Below are 829 nucleotides of genomic sequence, written 5' to 3' on the forward strand. Positions count from 1 at the left end.
TTCTCTTTTATTACCTCAAGAGCAATAGTCGTTGCATTTTCTGAAGCACTCAGGCGCGGGAATGGGTAGTCAAATTTCTCTTTTATTACCTCAAGAGCAAGAGTCGGTACATTTTCTGAAGCACTCCGGCGCGGGGATGGGTAGTCAAATTTTCTCTTTTATTACCTCAAGAGCAATAGTCGTTGCATTTTCTGAAGCACTCAGGCGCGGGGATGGGTAGTCAAATTTTTCTTTTATTACCTCAAGAGCAATAGTCGTTGCATTTTCTGAAGCACTCCGGCGCGGGGATGGGTAGTCAAATTTCTCTTTTATTGCCTCAAGAGCAAGAGTCGTTGCATTTTCTGAAGCACTCCGGCGCGGGGATGGGTAGTCAAATTTCTCTTTTATTGCCTCAAGAGCAAGAGTCGTTGCATTTTCTGAAGCACTCCGGCGCGGGAATGGGTAGTCAAATTTCTCTTTTATTACCTCAAGAGCAAGAGTCGGTACATTTTCTGAAGCACTCCGGCGCGGGGATGGGTAGTCAAATTTTCTCTTTTATTACCTCAAGAGCAATAGTCGTTGCATTTTCTGAAGCACTCAGGCGCGGGGATGGGTAGTCAAATTTTTCTTTTATTACCTCAAGAGCAATAGTCGTTGCATTTTCTGAAGCACTCCGGCGCGGGGATGGGTAGTCAAATTTCTCTTTTATTGCCTCAAGAGCAAGAGTCGTTGCATTTTCTGAAGCACTCCGGCGCGGGGATGGGTAGTCAAATTTCTCTTTTATTGCCTCAAGAGCAAGAGTCGTTGCATTTTCTGAAGCACTCCGGCGCGGGAATGGGTAGTCAAATTT

The 829-nt window shown here is 45.4% G+C and carries 2 protein-coding genes; both read left to right on the plus strand.

All coding sequences use genetic code 11. From position 1 onward, the window contains the following. Window positions 1–61 precede the first annotated feature (61 nt). A complete protein-coding gene (locus F6K40_RS27140) occupies window positions 62–220 on the plus strand; it encodes a hypothetical protein (protein WP_293140218.1) in 159 nt (52 codons plus the stop codon). 67 nt (window positions 221–287) lie between these two features. Next, window positions 288–596: a hypothetical protein gene (locus tag F6K40_RS27145; RefSeq protein ID WP_293140219.1), complete on the plus strand. Its 309-nt coding sequence runs from the start codon at window positions 288–290 to the stop codon at window positions 594–596. The last annotated feature ends 233 nt before the right edge of the window (window positions 597–829 follow it).

It is taken from the genome of Okeania sp. SIO3I5 (assembly GCF_010672085.1).
In the GTDB taxonomy this organism is placed as follows: domain Bacteria; phylum Cyanobacteriota; class Cyanobacteriia; order Cyanobacteriales; family Microcoleaceae; genus Trichodesmium.

Coding starts and splice junctions, on each gene's coding strand:
- F6K40_RS27140 (WP_293140218.1), top strand. CDS start 62: ATGGGTAGTCAAATTTCTCTTTTATTACCTCAAGAGCAAGAGTCGGTA.
- F6K40_RS27145 (WP_293140219.1), top strand. CDS start 288: ATGGGTAGTCAAATTTCTCTTTTATTGCCTCAAGAGCAAGAGTCGTTG.